The sequence below is a fragment of the Paenalicyclobacillus cellulosilyticus genome, from assembly GCF_014647315.1.
Lineage (GTDB): Bacteria > Bacillota > Bacilli > Alicyclobacillales > Alicyclobacillaceae > Alicyclobacillus_J > Alicyclobacillus_J cellulosilyticus.
Genome location: NZ_BMOY01000002.1, coordinates 111989 through 128013, shown reverse-complemented (window position 1 = coordinate 128013; position 16025 = coordinate 111989). Strand labels below are relative to the sequence as shown.

Genomic DNA, 16025 nt, shown 5'->3' with positions numbered 1-16025 from the left:
AGCGTTCGCGCATGCTGGTCAGATACTCACGGCGGCTCTTCAATGACATTCGCACAACGATCCCTTCGGTTAGATTTCGATTTGAGTGATCAGGACCCCTTTCAGTTAGATTTTAAGTGAGTGATCGCGGGGTGTTGACAGCTGCGGGGGACCCGCTTATAATCTGTACTTGTCAACAGGGCGGTGAACCTCCCGTGAAAGGTTCCGGAGAACCCTGGTTGGAACGGTGCCGAATGGTGTAATTGGTAGCACGACTGACTCTGGATCAGTTAGTCTAGGTTCGAGTCCTAGTTCGGCAGCCAGGCCCTATCGTCTAATGGTTAGGACGCCGCCCTCTCACGGCGGTAATCGGGGTTCGAATCCCCGTAGGGTCATCTGCGGGTCATTAGCTCAATTGGTAGAGCATCCGACTCTTAATCGGGTGGTTGAAGGTTCGAGTCCTTCATGACCCACCAAATCGAACCGGCCGCGTGCGGCTGGGTTGAGCGAACCCAGGGACGACTTCGATGGAAGTCGTCTTTTTGTTTGGTTCTCCGGAGCGGGCCGCGGCGGAAGCTGCGCAGACGGGAGGGTGCGAGGGTGGCGCAGGTGGGATTCCGGATCTGGTGGCAGCATGCGCAGGCAAAACAGGAGCAGCGATGGGCTGCCGTTGAATCCTGGCTTGAGGAGTACGGGGCGCTTGTACTGGACGTGGTGCGTGACGGGCCGTGGCCGGAAGAGGTGGCGTGGCGTGCATTGGAAGAAGTTTTTGCTGCCGCTTATCGCGCGTACCCGGCCATCGTTCGCCGTCATGACCCGCGTGGATGGCTCTTGGCCGAAGCGAAACGCTGGCAGGCGCGGCTGCGCGAACGCCAAGAGGGGCCACAAGACGGGCCGGGTGAGCGCGCCGAGGGGTTTGACCACCCCGAGGACACCGCGCCTTCCGTACCGGACGCCACGGGGAAACCGGAGGATGTGCCGCACACCCTGCCACTTGTCCTGCACGTGCGGACCTTGCAGCGCCTGCGGGCGACCACCGCGCAACTGGAAGCGGAGCGACGGCACCACGGACCGCGCTGGACGGCACATGCGGTCGGATGGACCATTGTGGTGGGGCTTTTGGCGGTCGGGTACGGGTTGTACGGTGAAGGGTGGCGCCACTTTTCTTTGTGGCACGGACCGTCGATGCCGCAGCAACGTGTCCAGCCGGCATCCTCTTCATCTTCGTCTTCACCAGCGTCGTGAGGCACGAGTCTCGGTGACGGCGCCGACTGGCTCGCGGCGCAGTCAAAGGGGGATGGGCGATGACCGATTGGATCCGCGAAAAGCTCAACCTGTTGCCGGCGAAGCCGGGCGTGTACTTGATGAAGGACGCGGACGGGCGGGTGTTGTACGTCGGCAAAGCGAAGGTGTTGCGCAACCGGGTGCGCTCGTACTTCACCGGTTCGCATGACCGCAAGACCCAGACCCTGGTTTCCCGCATCGCGGATTTCGAATACATCGTCACCGATACGGTGGTCGAGGCGCTGCTGCTCGAGTGCAACCTCATCAAGCAGTACTCGCCGCCGTACAACATCATGCTGCGGGACGACAAGGCGTATCCTTACATTAAAATAACCCGTGAAGCCCATCCCCGGCTGGAGATTGCGCGGCGGATCCAGGATGACGGGGCGAAGTATTTCGGTCCGTATCCGAATGCGACCTCCGCGGCCGAGACGAAGAAGCTGCTGGAACGCCTGTATCCGTTGCGCAAATGCAAGCGGCTGAAGAAGAAGGTGTGCCTTTACTACCACATCGGCCAGTGCCTCGCGCCGTGCGAATTCGAAGTTCCGCCCGAACAGTACGAACGCATTACAAAGGAAATCGCGGATTTTCTGCAAGGAGGTCACCGGCAGGTTCGGCAAGCGCTTTGGGAGAAGATGGAGCAGGAAGCGGAAGCGCTGCGTTTCGAGCGGGCGAAGGAGTTGCGCGACCTCATCGCCCACATCGAACGCGTGATGGAGGAGCAGAAAATCACGCTTCAGGACCGGATCGACCGCGATGTGTTCGGGTTTGCGGCCAAACGGGGTTGGCTGTGTGTGCAGGTGTTCCACGTGCGCCAGGGCAAACTCATCGAGCGTTCGGTGGATGTGTTCCGCCACCACGGCGAAGCGGCCGAGGATTTCATGTCGTATGTGGAACAGTTTTACTTCACCCAGCACGACGTGCCGCAGGAGATCCTGTTGCCCCAGGGGGTGGCGGACGAAGCACTGGCCGCATGGTTGCCTGCGCGCTGCCAAAAGCCGCAGCGGGGCCAGAAGCGGCAGCTTGTCGATCTCGCTTGTGAAAATGCCCGCATCGCGTTGGAAGAGCGGTTGCAGTTGATGGACCGGCGCATGGATCAAACGTTCGGCGCCATTCTAGAATTAGGGGAGGTGCTCGGCATTCCCGCCCCGTCCCGGATTGAGGCGTTTGACAACAGCCACCTGCACGGTGCCGATCCGGTGGCCGCCATGGTCGTGTTCATCGACGGGCGCCCCGCACGCCAAGAGTACCGCAAATACAAAATCCGTTCCGGTCAAGGTGCGGACGACTACGCTTCGATGCGCGAGGTCATCCGCCGCCGTTACACGCGCGTCCTGCGGGAGAAGCTCCCGCTGCCGGACCTCATCGTGATCGACGGTGGCAAGGGGCAGCTGCGAGCCGCCTTGGACGTGCTGGAAAACGAATTGGACCTGGACATTCCGGTCTGCGGCTTGGCGAAGGACGACCGTCACAAGACCAGCCAGCTTTTTTTCCGGGACGAGGAGTGGCCGGTGGGGTTAGATCAAAACTCCCAGGCGTTTCATCTCCTGGAGCGTATTCAAGAGGAAGTCCATCGGTTCGCGGTGGAATTTCATCGCCGGACGCGCGCGAAAACCGGCTTGGCGTCCGTGCTCGACGAGGTCCCGGGCGTGGGCCCGGCGCGGCGGAAAAAGCTGCTGCAGCACTTCGGATCGCTTGCCGCCATGGAGCAGGCGGACCTCGATGCGTTTCGCGCCATCGGCATCGGGTCGCAGTTGGCGTTGGCCATTCAGGCCCATCTGCGGGCTCGGGCCGGCAGACCTTCGTCGTAGCACGCCAAGGTCGGTCGCCGGACCGGCTGCGGGTCGCCGGACCTGCGAACGGACGCGGACGCGGGCAGGCCGGCCGCGCGTCTTGGCGCACCGTTTCCTTGACGCTGTATGATCGAACCAGTACAATGAACGGTGGCAATGGCGGGGCCAGGCGAAGGGCAGTCGGCAACGGCTGCCGTTCGTTGTGTTCGCGCCCGTGTGCCGGTCGACGGTTTGTCGTGCTCGACTGCAAGGGAAAGGAGGCACCCGTGTGGCGGAAGCAAGAGCTCACACCGAATTCATCCTGCGCCGCTTACATACCCTCGCCGGTGTCGTCCCCGTCGGGTTGTTCCTTCTGGAGCACCTGTTCACGAACGCGATGGCAACACGAGGTGCGGCCAACTTCAACAGTGCGGTCTACACCATCCAGCACATCCCGTTCCTGCACTTCATCGAGTTTTTCTTCATCTTCGTCCCGCTCATCTATCACGGGGTGTACGGCATGTACGTGGCGTTCACGTCCGGGTACAACGCGGGACAGTACTCGTGGTACCGGAACGTGATGTTTGTCCTGCAACGCGTGACCGGCGTGATCACGTTCATTTTCATCATCTTCCACCTGTGGACCACCCGGTTTTCCGGCCATCCGCCCACATTCGACATGGTGCATCGCCTGGTGATGAACCCGGCTTATTTCTGGTTCCTCATCATCGGGGTCGTCGCCGCGACGTTCCACTTCGCCAACGGACTTTGGTCGTTCTGCATCCATTGGGGGATCACCGTGGGCGCCCGCGCGCAGCGTGTCACGTCGTACGTGACGATGGTGATCTTCGTCGCGCTGGCAGCCGTCGGCATTGATGCTGTGGTGGCGTTTACCCACGCGGCGTAACCTGAGGAGGGAGCGAGTCCATGAGCAACCAGCGCATCATCGTCGTCGGAGGCGGTCTCGCCGGACTGATGACCACCATCAAGATTGCGGAGATGGGCGTGCCGGTCGACCTGTTTTCCTTGGTTCCAGTCCGCCGTTCCCACTCCGTCTGCGCGCAGGGCGGCATCAACGGCGCCGTGAACACGAAAGGCGAAGGTGACTCCCCGTGGGAGCACTTCGACGATACCATTTACGGCGGCGACTTTTTGGCGAATCAGCCGCCTGTGCTCGGCATGTGCGAAGCCGCGCCGGCCATCATTCACCTGATGGACCGGATGGGCGTGATGTTCAACCGCACCCCGGAAGGGTTGCTCGACTTTCGCCGTTTTGGCGGAACGAAGCACCACCGGACGGCGTTCGCCGGGGCATCCACCGGCCAGCAGCTCCTCTACGCCCTGGACGAGCAGGTGCGCCGCCACGAGGTGGCGGGCCTCGTGCAAAAGTATGAGGGTTGGGATTTCTTGTGCGCCGTGATCGACGACGAGGGCATCTGCCGCGGCATCATCGCCCAGGACCTGCGGTCGATGGAGGTGCGGGCGTTCCGGGCGGACGCCGTGGTGGTGTGCACCGGCGGACTCGGCATGATCTTCGGCAAGAGTACCAATTCCATCATCAATACGGGATCGGCCGCGTCGGCCCTTTACCAGCAGGGGGTCTACTACGCAAACCCGGAGATGATCCAGGTGCACCCGACCGCCATCCCGGGCGACGACAAGTTGCGCCTCATCTCGGAGTCGGTACGCGGTGAGGGCGGCCGTGTGTGGACGTACAAAGACGGGAAGCCGTGGTACTTTCTCGAGGAGTGGTATCCGGAGTACGGCAACCTGGTGCCGCGCGACGTGGCCACCCGCGCCATCTTCAAGGTGTGCGTGGAGATGGGGCTCGGTGTCGACGGCGAGAACATGGTGTACCTCGACGTGTCGCACATCCCGGCGGAGGTGCTCAACGTCCGTCTCGGCAGCGTGCTCGACATCTACGAGAAGTTCGTCGGCGACGACCCGCGCAAGGTGCCGATGAAGCTGTTCCCGGCGGTGCACTACAGCATGGGCGGGCTGTGGGTCGACTATGACCAGATGACCAACATCCCCGGCTTGTTCGCGGCGGGCGAGTGCGAGTACCAGTATCACGGCGCCAACCGCTTGGGTGCAAACTCGCTGTTGTCATGCATTTACGGCGGGATGGTCGCCGGGCCGAACGCCGTGCGCTGGGCGAAGAACCTGCGCAAGTCGTGCGACGCGCTGCCGGAGTCGCTGTACGAAGGGTACCGGCGCCGTGAGGAAGAGAAGTTTGAGGCCATCCTGAAGATGGACGGACCGGAAAACCCGTACGCCTTGCACCGCGAGTTGGGCAAGTGGATGACCGACAACGTGACGGTGGTCCGTTACAACGATAAACTCCGCCAGACGGAAGAGAAGATTGTGGAACTGATGGAGCGGTGGAAGCGCATCGGCATGGCGGACCGCTCGCGGTGGGAGAACCAGATGGCGCAGTTTACGCGCCACTTGTGGAACATGCTCGAGTTTGCACGTGCGATTACGCGCGGGGCGCTGTTGCGCAACGAGAGCCGGGGTGCGCATTACAAGCCGGAGTTCCCGGAGCGGGATGATGAAAACTTCCTCAAGACGACCAAGGCGCGCTGGACACCGGACGGGCCGGTCATTGAGTATGAGGATGTCGATGTGTCGCTGATCAAACCCCGGAAGCGTAATTACGCGGTCAGCAAGGAGGCGACGAAAGAATGAGCGCGGAGCGTGCGGCCGTGGCCGAACGGACGGTGCATCTCATTGTCGAACGGCAGGATGGGCCTGACGCCGAGCCGTACGAGGAGGAATTCGAGGTCCCGTATCGCCCGGGGATGAACGTGATTGCCTGTTTGATGGAGATTCAGCGCAACCCTGTGAATAAGGCGGGCAAGCCGGTGGCGCCGGTGGTATGGGAGTGCAACTGCCTCGAAGAGGTGTGCGGGGCCTGCATGATGGTCATCAACGGCAAGCCGCGCCAGGCCTGCTCGGCGCTGGTCGACAAGCTGGAGCAGCCCATCCGCCTGCAGCCGGCGCGTACCTTCCCGGTCATCCGCGACCTGGTGGTCGACCGCAGCCGGATGTTCGAGGCGTTGAAAAAAGTCAAAGCATGGATCCCCATCGACGGCACGTACGATCTCGGTCCCGGTCCGCGCATGGCGGAGCGGGATCGCCAATGGGCGTATGAGTTGTCCCGTTGCTTCACGTGCGGAGCGTGCGTGGAAGCGTGTCCGAACGTGAACGAGCGCACGTCGTTCATGGGGGCGTTCGCCATCTCGCAGGCGCGGCTGTTCAACGCACATCCGACGGGGGCGATGCACCGCGAGGAGCGCTTGGAGGCACTCATGGGCGAGGGTGGTATCCACGAGTGCGGCAACGCGCAAAACTGCGTGGAAGTCTGCCCGAAAGGGATTCCGCTCACCACCTCCATCGCCGAGATGAACCGCCAGGTCACGTATTACGCCATGGGTGCTTGGTTGCGCCGTTGAGGAAAGCGCCGTTTCATTTGGCTTGCTCTTGTGTGGGGTTTTCCTTGTTTGAGTTGTTCCTTGTCGGTGGGATGTTCATCATGCCGCCCGGCGGTGCTGCCGGGCGGTTTTTTCATGCTTTGCCGCGTCTTGCCGCACGGTTGTTTCGGCGCGTGCTGCGTCGAACGGGCAACAAGCGCGTCGAACAGGCGCCAAGCGCGTTGAACAGGCACCAAGCGCAGGAAGTTGGGCGTTGCAGCCGCATGCCGCGGCGCACGGTGGCGTGGCCGGGTTCATACAATACCCTGACTGTATCCCGCTCTTGTACCACACGCAAGGAGGGATAAGGGGGATGTCTTCCGGCAAAGACGCACGCGGCAAGTCGGTGCTCACCCACCGCGAGCGTGAGGTGTTCGAATTGTTGGTCCAGGACAAAACGACGAAGGAGATTGCGGCGTTGTTGTTCGTCAGTGAAAAGACGGTTCGGAATCACATTTCAAACGTTATGAAAAAATTGAACGTCAAGGGTCGGTCGCAAGCGGTCGTGGAATTGGTGCGCATGGGCGAACTGAACATCTGACCCTCTTGCCCCTACTTGCAGTGTATGTAGGGGATTTCTCTTCGATGCGGCACGTTGCGGCGCCTGACCTCGCATTGACGCTGCATCCGGCGGGGTGATACAATGCTTGGGAATCGCGGCGAATGAGGTGTCCTCCTTTGTCCGAGCGTTTCCCGGAGTATGTCATTCAGATTGAACAGAGGTTGCGCCAAATTGCCGCCATCGTCCGGCGCAAAGGGCGGCAGTTGTTGGACAGCTACGGCATCACTCCGCCGCAGTTTGACGCTCTTCTTATCTTGAACCGCGAGGGGACGCTGACCATCGGCGACCTGAGCAACCGCCTGTACTTGGCATACAGCACCACGACCGATTTGGTGGATCGCTTGGAGCGCGCGCAGTTGGTCGCTCGCCAGCGCGATCACCAGGATCGCCGCGTGGTGCGCGTACAGCTGCTGCCTGCCGGTGCGGAGTTGATTGAACGTGTCCTCGACGCGCGGCGGGCGTATCTGCAGCGAACGCTGCAGCACCTTGAACCGGAGGAGCACGCGCAGGTATTGCGCGTGTTGGACATCCTGTACACCCATATGGAGAATTAGGAGGCGACCCGGCAGGTGCGAACGCTTGCCGGGCGTTTGCCGTAGGATAGGGTACATACGACGCTTCGAGATGGCGAGGAGAGCGATGGGGCCCGTGGATGAACGACCGATAGGGCTGTTCGATTCCGGCATCGGCGGACTGACGGTATTCGCCGCCGTCCGCCAAGAACTGCCGGCGGAGCAGGTGGTGTACCTGGGGGATACGGCGCGTTGTCCGTACGGAGACCGTTCCCCCGCCGAGGTGGTGTTGTACACGCGCGCGTGTCTGGATTACTTGTACAGCCTGGGCGTGAAGGCGTTGGTCGTGGCGTGCAATTCCGCCACCGCGGCAGCCTTGCCCGAACTCAAGGGCAGGTACGAGGTGCCGGTCATCGGCGTGATTCAACCCGGGGTGCGGGCGGCGATTCAAGCCAGCGGACGGAAGACCATCGGGGTCATCGGGACGACGATGACCATTGCCAGCGGTGCGTATCAGCGGGAGATTCAAGCGCGGTTGCCTGAGGCGAAGGTGGTGGCGGTCGCCTGCCCGGCGTTTGTCCCCTTGGTCGAACAAGGGGTATGGGACGGGCCGTTGGCGGAAGACGTGGTCCGCCGCTCCTTGGCCCCGCTGCTCGCGGAACCGGTGGATGCGCTCATCCTCGGTTGCACGCATTATCCGCTGCTCGGCGCGGTCATCCAACGGGTGATGGGCCCGCAGGTGGTGTTGATCTCATCTGCCGCAGAAACCGCGCGCGAGGTGCGCGATGTGTTGCACAAGGCGGGGAGGGCAGCGAAGGACCGGGTGCCGCGTCACTTGTTTCTGACCACCGGCGAACCGGCGATGTTGGCCAGAGCGCTTGTGGAGTGGGTGGGTTTGCCGGCAGCGCAGGCGGTCGTTCACCAAGTGCGTTTGGACCCAGATGCACCCGTGGCCGCAGACCCGGTTGCATTCGGTACCCCGGCATCTTCCGCCGGAGGCGAAGCCAAACCTCGCACAAACCCGCATCCGCACCGGCCATGGCCACGCCCAGCGGTGGGCCATTCTTTTCCGTAAGGATGATGATGGCGTGGAGACCATTGTCGTGGCCACTACGAACCGCCACAAACTGGACGAGTTCGCAGCCATGTTGGCGGCTTGGCGTGTGCAGGTGGAGCCGCTCCCCGACGGTCTCCCGCCCTGCCCGGAGCACGGACAATCGTTTGAAGCCAATGCGGTGGAGAAGGCGGTGTATTACGCCGCCCTGGTGAACGGTTGGGTCATGGCGGATGACTCCGGGTTGACGGTGGATGCCCTCGGCGGGCGGCCTGGGGTGATGTCTGCCCGTTATGCCGGCGAGCACGGAAACGACGCGGCGAACAACGCCAAGTTGCTCGCCGAATTGGCCGGGGTGCCGCCCGAACAACGCACAGCCCGGTACGTTTGCGCCGTGGCGCTTTGGCACGGGGGGCTCGGGCGCGGGTATGTCGCACGAGGGGAGTTGGTTGGCCGGATTGCCGAAGCGCCGGCCGGATCGCACGGATTTGGGTACGATCCGCTGTTCTACCTGCCGGCGCGCGGAAAGACTGTGGCCGAGTTGGATCCGGCGGAAAAGCATGAGATCTCCCACAGGCGGCGAGCGTTGGAACGCGCGATCACGCTGTGGCAACGGGGGGAGGGCTGTTGAATCTCTGTTTGGTGAGCGACACCCATCAGCAGCGGATGACCTTGTTGCGAGCCGTGCAAGCCGTGCAACCTGTGGACGCGGTGTTGCATGCAGGCGACGAGGTGAAGGACGCGCTTTGGCTGCGCGATCACATACGCTGCCCGGTGTACGCTGTCGCGGGCAACTGGGATTCGCCGGGCGCCGATCACCCGCTCGACCGGATTGTCGAGTGGGACGGATTGCGCTTGTATTTGACGCACGGACATCGCCTCGGTGTGAAGGAGAACCCGGCGGAGGTGGTGCGGCGAGCCAAGCTGCACCAGGTCCACGTGGCGGTATTCGGCCATACGCATATGGCGACCGTGCAGCACACGGAAGGGATCCTGCTCATCAACCCGGGGAGCTTGTCGCTGCCGCGTGGACGGCGGGAACGGACGTTCGCATGCCTGTCCGCGCGGCTTCACCAGGCGGGCTGGGAGGCGCAGGTCCGTTTCTACACACCGGAGGGGCATCTGGTTCCCGAATTGTGTCTCGCCGTGGCGTTACCGCATCGTCATGTTGATGGCGGGGGCGCTTTCTCGTAAACTGAAGGGTGTCGTCCAGCGGAGGCGTCGTGTCTCAGTAGCTCAGCTGGATAGAGCAGCAGCCTTCTAAGCTGCGGGTCGGGGGTTCGAATCCCTCCTGAGACGCCAGATGCGACGCGGGTTTTCAGGCTTCCCTGAAAGCCCGCTTTGCCGTTTTGGGAATGAGTTGGGAACGAAAGCAAGAGATCTGGGCAAGCGAGTGGGGATTGAGCTTTTCCAACCGTACTACATAGAGGTGTGTCTCGATATGCATTACGAAATATCGAACATCCTTTGTGATCCGGCTACACATGATGCCTTGGAGTGGATCACTTCCACAACATCAGTATTTATCTTTCCAACAAAGTGAGTTTCTTTCTTCGCTACGGTGGAGAGGCGGTCTACAGAAAACAACTGCTCAGCGAACTGGAGATCGCTGATGGAAATTCCGTAGTAGAAATTTCTTGTGGAACAGGAAGTAATCTTCTCTACTTAAGTCAACATTACAGAGATCTCGTGCTCTATGGATTGATGTATTGCTTGAGTTCTCGAAAGCCTTTATCTTAGAGTCTCAGCGCGTTCCAATGCGATATGCCATTGTAACTTCGTGATCGGCATTTCCCTTCGACTTGGATTTCTTATTGCGTGATCTGAACTCATCCTGCCTGCGGGGTGGTTGTCCACCCGGCGGATCATGCTATAATGAAGTGTCTTTACGTGAGAGCCGTTTACGACGTGGTGCTGCAGCGTGAAACGTCCGCATCAGGGCAGTGTGCGCTGCGACCGTGGGTCAGGGAGGAAGTGTGCATGCACGCGAAGTGGCAGAAAACTGAAGCCAACGTCGGCGTCCTCGAAGTGGAGGTGGGCAGCGAGCGTTTTGCGGAAGCGCTGGATTGGGCGTTCAGAAAAGTGGTCAAGCGCGTCGTGGTGCCCGGCTTCCGCAAGGGCAAAGTGCCGCGCAAAATATTCGAACGCCGTTTTGGCGTGGAGTCGCTCTACCAAGATGCGGTTGAATACCTCCTGCCACGGGCCTATCAGGAGGCTGTGGAACAGACAGGCATCGATCCGGTCGATCGCCCCACGGTCGACGTGATTCAAGTCGAGGCGGGGAAGCCGTTCATCTTCAAAGCGACGGTCACGGTGAAACCCGAGGTGGTGTTGGGCGAGTACCGGGGTATTGAATTGCATGACGACCGGGAACGCTTCGTGGTGGATGACGCGGCGGTGCAGGAGGAGATTGACCGTATCCGCAAGCAGCACGCGGAAATCCAGGTGGTTGAGGACGGCGAGGTGCAAGAGGGAGATACGGTCAACATCGATTTTGTCGGTACCGTCGATGGCGAGCCGTTTGAAGGCGGGGAAGCCGAGAACTACCAATTGGAAATCGGGTCCGGCCTGTTTGTGCAGGGTTTTGAACAACAGCTCATCGGCATGAAGCCGGGTGAGGAACGGGATATCCAGATCACGTTTCCCGACAACTACCACGTCAAGTCGTTGGCAGGCAAACAGGCGACGTTTCATGTGGTGCTGCACGACATCAAGCGCAAGGCGCTGCGCGAGCTGAACGATGAGTTTGTGCAGGAGATCAGCGAGTTCGATACGGTCGACGCGTTTGTTGCCGATGTGCGCAAAAAGTTGGAGGAGCGCGCGGAAGAGGATCGCAAACGCCACTTGGAGGAGCAAGCGGTCAAGGCCGCAGTCGACGGCGCGACCATCGACATTCCGCCTGTGATGATTGAGCACGAGATCGACCGTTTGGTGTTCAACTTTTCGCAGCAGTTGGCCTTGCAGCAGATCCCGCTCGACGAGTACCTGGAGTTTACCGGGATGACCATGGAAGAGTTGCGCGGTCAGTTCCGTGAGGCCGCGGAGCGGAATGTGCGCACTTCGCTCGTGCTGGAAGCCATTGCGAAGAAGGAGCAGCTCGAGCCGACCGAAGAAGAGGTCACTGCCGAGATCGAACAGATTGCGGCGAGGCTGAACATGGAGGCCGGTCAAATCCGTCAGCTGTTCGAGCTGCGGGATCCCGGTCTGGCCGGGCTGCGCGAGGACATGCGCAACCGCAAGGTGGTCGAGTTCCTCGTGGCGCATGGCAAAATCGTCTGACCTGGTGTAAAATGAGCCTGAAGGACATACGTATGGAGACAAGGCACGGGTCCGTGCCTTGTTTTACAGATGCTGCCGGTCCGGGCGGGAGCGTCCGGCCGGATGGCGGAGGGATGGCACAGATGAGTCTGACGCCGATTGTCATTGAGCAGACGAGCCGCGGTGAGCGGTCCTACGATATATACTCGCGCCTGTTGCGCGACCGGATCATTCTGTTGGGGACGCCGATTGACGATTATGTCGCCAACTCCATCGTCGCCCAGCTCTTGTTCTTGGCTGCGGACGACCCGGAGCGTGACATTCAGTTGTACATCAACAGCCCGGGCGGTTCGGTGACGGCGGGTCTCGCCATTTACGACACCATGCAGCACATCAAGCCGGACGTGTCGACGATGTGCATCGGCATGGCGGCGAGCATGGCGGCCGTGCTGTTGGCTGCGGGTGCCAAGGGCAAGCGTTACGCGTTACCGAACAGCGAGATCATGATCCATCAGCCGCTGGGCGGTGTGCAGGGGCAGGCGACCGACATCAAGATCCACGCCGACTGGATTTTGAAAACCAAAGACAAGCTGAACCGGATCTTGGCTGAGCGGACGGGTCAACCGCTCGAGAAGATTGAGCACGACACGGACCGCGACAACTTCATGTCGGCGGAAGAGGCCAAGGCGTACGGGATCATCGACGAGGTGGTCGTCGGCGCCAAGTGAGTCGCCTTTGCGCCGCCGCACCTTCTCGCGAAGCGGGCGGCCGGATGGCGGATGCCCGCTTTTGCGCACCGCAAGCACAGGCTCTATAATGGGGATAATTTTTGAATCACCTCTCCGAGGGAGGGAACCCGGTGTTTAAATTCAACGATGAGAAGGGCCAATTGAAGTGTTCGTTCTGCGGCAAAACCCAGGAGCAGGTGCGCAAGCTCGTCGCCGGCCCTGGCGTATATATTTGCGATGAGTGCATCGAGCTGTGCAACGAAATTGTCGAGGAGCAGCTCGGGGAAGACGAAGAGCTGGATCTCAAGGACATTCCGAAGCCGACGGAGATCAAAGCCATCCTCGACCAGTATGTCATCGGGCAGGAGCACGCCAAGCGCGCGTTGTCGGTTGCGGTCTACAACCATTACAAGCGGATCAACGCGGGGCACAGCAAGAACGACGACGTGGAGATTGCCAAGAGCAACATCCTGCTCATTGGGCCGACGGGCAGCGGCAAGACGCTGCTGGCGCAGACGCTGGCCCGGATTTTGAATGTACCGTTCGCCATCGCCGACGCCACCTCACTGACGGAGGCGGGCTACGTCGGCGAGGACGTCGAGAACATCCTCCTCAAGCTGATTCAGGCGGCCGATTACGACGTGGAGAAGGCGGAGCGAGGCATCATCTACATCGACGAGATCGACAAAATTGCGCGCAAGTCGGAAAACCCGTCCATCACCCGGGACGTTTCCGGAGAAGGCGTGCAGCAAGCGTTGTTGAAGATCCTCGAGGGGACCATCGCGAGCGTGCCGCCGCAAGGGGGGCGCAAGCATCCGCACCAGGAGTTCATTCAGATTGATACCACGAACATTCTGTTCATCTGCGGCGGTGCGTTCGATGGCCTGGAGACCATCATCAAACGCCGGCTCGGACGAAAGGTCATCGGTTTTGGTGCGGCATCGCAGGCGGCGGAGGCCAACACCAACGAGGTGTTGTCCAAGGTCCTGCCGGAAGACCTGTTGAAGTTCGGCCTCATCCCGGAGTTCATCGGCCGTCTGCCGGTCATCGCGACGCTGGAAGCGCTGGACGAAGAGGCGCTCAAGCGGATATTGACGGAACCGAAGAACGCGCTGGTCAAGCAGTTTCAAAAGCTGCTGGAGATGGACGGCGTGACGTTGGAGTTTCACCAAGACGCGCTCGAGGCCATCGCCAAGGAGGCCATCAAGCGGGGAACCGGCGCCCGCGGCTTGCGCGCCATCATTGAGAACATCATGCTCGATGTGATGTTCGAGTTGCCGGCGCGCGACGACGTCAAGAAATGCATCATTTCGAAGGAAGCGGTGCTGCGCGAGAGCGGTCCCATCCTGCTCGGCAAAGACGGCAAGGCCATGATGTTCTATCGCAAAAGCGAAGAGACGGCCTGAGCACACATCGCGCACGCCGCGCACACTGCGCAACCGCGAAATCACGGCGAGCTTCGCGGCACATGGCGTGAAGCATGGCAAGATGAGACGGCAGCCCGGACGCAGCGGGCTGTCTTTTTTTGTTTATGCCTGAACGGGCGGGGCATACTGGATCCTACCGGCTGGGAGAAAGGGAGGATCCTCGTGACTGCCACCATCTTGGCTGTGATTCAGGTGTTCTTCGCTGTGGTGATTGGCCTTTACTTTTGGAACCTCTTGAAGACACAAAACCACAACCGGCACACCATCGAGCGGGAATCAAAAAAAGAATTGGAGAAGCTTCGCCGGCTGCGCGCCATTTCACTGAGCGAGCCGTTGGCGGAAAAGACCCGTCCGACGCATCTCGAGGACATTGTCGGCCAACGGGACGGATTGCGCGCCCTGCGCGCGGCGCTGTGCGGTCCCAATCCGCAACACGTGATTGTCTACGGACCGCCCGGGGTCGGCAAAACGGCCGCGGCGCGCGTCATTCTGGAGGAGGCGAAGCGCAATCCCGCCTCGCCGTTTCGTGCCGATGCCAAGTTCGTCGAAATCGACGCCACGACAGCCCGCTTCGATGAGCGGGGCATCGCCGATCCGCTCATTGGATCGGTGCATGACCCCATCTATCAAGGTGCCGGGGCGATGGGGATGGCGGGCATTCCTCAGCCCAAACCGGGGGCGGTGACGAAGGCGCACGGAGGCATCCTGTTCATCGACGAGATCGGTGAACTGCATCCGATTCAAATGAACAAACTGTTGAAGGTGCTCGAAGACCGCAAGGTGTTTTTCGAGAGCGCCTACTACAGCTCGGAAGACACGTCCATCCCGTCGCACATTCACGATATCTTCCAGAACGGTCTGCCGGCCGACTTCCGCTTGGTCGGCGCGACCACGCGCGCGCCTGAAGAAATCCCGCCCGCCATCCGGTCCCGGTGCGTCGAGGTGTTTTTCAAACCGCTGTCGCGTGATGAGATTTTGGAAATCGTGGCGCGCGCGGTCCGCAAACTGCACATGCGGATGGACCCGCAGGCGATGGCGGAAGTGGCGCGTTATGCCACGAACGGCCGCGATGCGGTCAACATCGTGCAGATTGCCGGCGGCTTGGCGCTCACCGACCAGCGGCAGGACATCACCTTGGCGGATGTGGAGTGGGTGGTTCAATTCAGCCAGCTCAGCCCGCGTATCGAACGCAAGGTGGGCGACCAACCGCAGGTCGGTGTGGTGAACGGTTTGGCGGTGGTCGGACCGGCGACGGGTGTGTTGGTCGAAATTGAGGCGTGCGCCACGCCCGCTCCCCCCGGGCAGGGGAAGCTGACGCTGACCGGGCTCGTCGATGAGGAGATGATCAACGGCCGCGACCGGACGGTGCGGCGCAAATCGATGGCCCAGTGCTCCGTGGAAAACGTGTGTACCATCTTGGAGCGGTTGTTCGGGATCCCTCTGTCCAACTACCATGTGCATGTCAATTTTCCAGGGGGCATTCCGGTGGACGGGCCGAGTGCCGGCATCGCGATGGCGACGGCGATGTATTCGGCGGTGCGCCAAATCCCGGTCTTGCCGTCGGTGGCGATGACAGGTGAGCTGTCGTTGCGCGGGTTGGTGCGCCCGGTCGGCGGCGTTCCGGCGAAGATCGAGGCGGCGGCGGAAGCGGGTGCGAGCGTGGTTTTGATCCCGAAAGACAACTGGCGGGAGATGTACCAACAGGTCCAGGGCGTCAAAGTCGTTCCGGTGGAGCGGTTTGAGGACGTATTGCGGCTTTCCTTGGTCGGCGGGATGGCAGATCCCATCGCCAAGTCCCCGGACGTTTCGGTTCACAACGTGCGCCCGCTGGGTACCGTCTCCCTTCCGTCCTGAACCGGACCCGCGGCGATCCCGCATGGGCAAACCCGCAGTCGATGTTCGTCCGGTGTTCGCTTGGCCCCGGCCGCACGCTCCGGCCGGGGCATTTGCGTTGGTGGAATGCGATTCAGTAAAAT

14 protein-coding genes and 4 tRNA genes are annotated in these 16025 nt (G+C 61.2%); all 18 read left to right on the top strand.

Going from position 1 to position 16025, the window contains the following annotated elements; all coding sequences use genetic code 11:
* Nucleotides 1-227 precede the first annotated feature (227 nt).
* Nucleotides 228-302, top strand: a tRNA-Gln gene (locus IEX97_RS01390).
* Nucleotides 303-374: transfer RNA gene (locus tag IEX97_RS01385), tRNA-Glu, on the top strand.
* Nucleotides 375-379: 5 nt separating this feature from the next.
* Nucleotides 380-455: transfer RNA gene (locus tag IEX97_RS01380), tRNA-Lys, on the top strand.
* A gap of 124 nt (nt 456-579) precedes the next feature.
* The gene (locus tag IEX97_RS01375; protein ID WP_188880680.1) at nt 580-1224 is read left to right on the top strand and encodes a hypothetical protein; all 645 of its coding nucleotides are present in this window, start codon (nt 580-582) and stop codon (nt 1222-1224) included.
* A 59-nt stretch (nt 1225-1283) separates the two neighbouring features.
* The gene (uvrC, locus tag IEX97_RS01370; RefSeq protein WP_188880679.1) at nt 1284-3074 is read left to right on the top strand and encodes an excinuclease ABC subunit UvrC; all 1791 of its coding nucleotides are present in this window, start codon (nt 1284-1286) and stop codon (nt 3072-3074) included.
* A gap of 250 nt (nt 3075-3324) precedes the next feature.
* Complete coding sequence (locus IEX97_RS01365) at nt 3325-3942, top strand: succinate dehydrogenase cytochrome b558 subunit (protein ID WP_188880678.1); 618 nt, start codon at nt 3325-3327, stop codon at nt 3940-3942.
* 20 nt (nt 3943-3962) lie between these two features.
* On the top strand, nt 3963-5723 hold the full coding sequence (gene sdhA, locus IEX97_RS01360; protein WP_188880677.1) for a succinate dehydrogenase flavoprotein subunit: 1761 nt from the start codon (nt 3963-3965) through the stop codon (nt 5721-5723).
* The gene (gene sdhB / locus IEX97_RS01355; protein ID WP_188880675.1) at nt 5720-6490 is read left to right on the top strand and encodes a succinate dehydrogenase iron-sulfur subunit; all 771 of its coding nucleotides are present in this window, start codon (nt 5720-5722) and stop codon (nt 6488-6490) included. The genes sdhA and sdhB overlap by 4 nt, the downstream gene beginning before the upstream one ends.
* A gap of 331 nt (nt 6491-6821) precedes the next feature.
* Nucleotides 6822-7049 (top strand): helix-turn-helix domain-containing protein, encoded by a 228-nt coding sequence (locus tag IEX97_RS01350; RefSeq protein ID WP_188880674.1) that lies wholly within the window; start codon nt 6822-6824, stop codon nt 7047-7049.
* A 137-nt stretch (nt 7050-7186) separates the two neighbouring features.
* Nucleotides 7187-7624: a MarR family winged helix-turn-helix transcriptional regulator gene (locus IEX97_RS01345; protein WP_229776208.1), complete on the top strand. Its 438-nt coding sequence runs from the start codon at nt 7187-7189 to the stop codon at nt 7622-7624.
* 94 nt (nt 7625-7718) lie between these two features.
* The gene (murI, locus tag IEX97_RS01340; RefSeq protein WP_229776205.1) at nt 7719-8657 is read left to right on the top strand and encodes a glutamate racemase; all 939 of its coding nucleotides are present in this window, start codon (nt 7719-7721) and stop codon (nt 8655-8657) included.
* 13 nt (nt 8658-8670) lie between these two features.
* Entirely contained in the window at nt 8671-9267 is a 597-nt protein-coding gene (gene rdgB / locus IEX97_RS01335; protein WP_188880672.1) for an RdgB/HAM1 family non-canonical purine NTP pyrophosphatase, read from the top strand.
* On the top strand, nt 9264-9830 hold the full coding sequence (locus IEX97_RS01330; RefSeq protein WP_188880671.1) for a metallophosphoesterase family protein: 567 nt from the start codon (nt 9264-9266) through the stop codon (nt 9828-9830). Before rdgB ends, IEX97_RS01330 begins: the two co-directional genes overlap by 4 nt.
* Nucleotides 9831-9861: 31 nt before the next feature.
* Nucleotides 9862-9938, top strand: a tRNA-Arg gene (locus IEX97_RS01325).
* 678 nt (nt 9939-10616) lie between these two features.
* Nucleotides 10617-11915 (top strand): trigger factor, encoded by a 1299-nt coding sequence (gene tig / locus IEX97_RS01320; RefSeq protein ID WP_188880670.1) that lies wholly within the window; start codon nt 10617-10619, stop codon nt 11913-11915.
* A gap of 122 nt (nt 11916-12037) precedes the next feature.
* The gene (gene clpP / locus IEX97_RS01315) at nt 12038-12622 is read left to right on the top strand and encodes an ATP-dependent Clp endopeptidase proteolytic subunit ClpP (protein ID WP_308426173.1); all 585 of its coding nucleotides are present in this window, start codon (nt 12038-12040) and stop codon (nt 12620-12622) included.
* Between the two features lie 131 nt (nt 12623-12753).
* Complete coding sequence (gene clpX, locus IEX97_RS01310) at nt 12754-14028, top strand: ATP-dependent protease ATP-binding subunit ClpX (protein WP_188880668.1); 1275 nt, start codon at nt 12754-12756, stop codon at nt 14026-14028.
* Between the two features lie 183 nt (nt 14029-14211).
* Nucleotides 14212-15903: an ATP-dependent protease LonB gene (lonB, locus tag IEX97_RS01305; protein WP_188880667.1), complete on the top strand. Its 1692-nt coding sequence runs from the start codon at nt 14212-14214 to the stop codon at nt 15901-15903.
* The last annotated feature ends 122 nt before the right edge of the window (nt 15904-16025 follow it).